Source organism: Vibrio sinensis, from assembly GCF_003605645.1.
GTDB lineage: Bacteria > Pseudomonadota > Gammaproteobacteria > Enterobacterales > Vibrionaceae > Vibrio > Vibrio sinensis.
Genome location: NZ_QVMU01000217.1, coordinates 1 through 350 on the forward strand (window position 1 = coordinate 1; position 350 = coordinate 350).

The 350-nt window shown below is 44.3% G+C and carries 1 protein-coding gene; it reads left to right on the forward strand.

The features are described 5' to 3' along the window. Positions 1-47: 47 nt before the first annotated feature. Positions 48-350: RNA-directed DNA polymerase (locus DZ860_RS25510; RefSeq protein ID WP_500691429.1), on the forward strand; the 303-nt coding region annotated here is incomplete at its 3' end.

Consider the following 350-nt stretch of genomic DNA (forward strand, 5'->3'; position numbering starts at 1 on the left):
ATGAGGAACAAGTACCAAAAGACTGGAAAGAAGGACTTCTGATCAAAATACCGAAGAAAGGCGATCTCAGCAAGTGTGATAACTACAGGGGCATCACTCTTCTCTCAATACCGGGAAAAGTCTTCAACAGGGTATTGTTAAACAGGATGAAGGACTGCGTAGACGCCCGACTTCGAGACCAACAGGCAGGATTCCGTAAGGATAGATCGTGTACAGACCAAATCGCAACTCTACGGATCATTGTGGACCAACCAGTTGAATGGAATTCATCACTCTACATCAACTTCATTGACTACGAAAAGGCATTTGATAGCGTGGACAGAACAACACTATGGAAACTTCTTCGACAC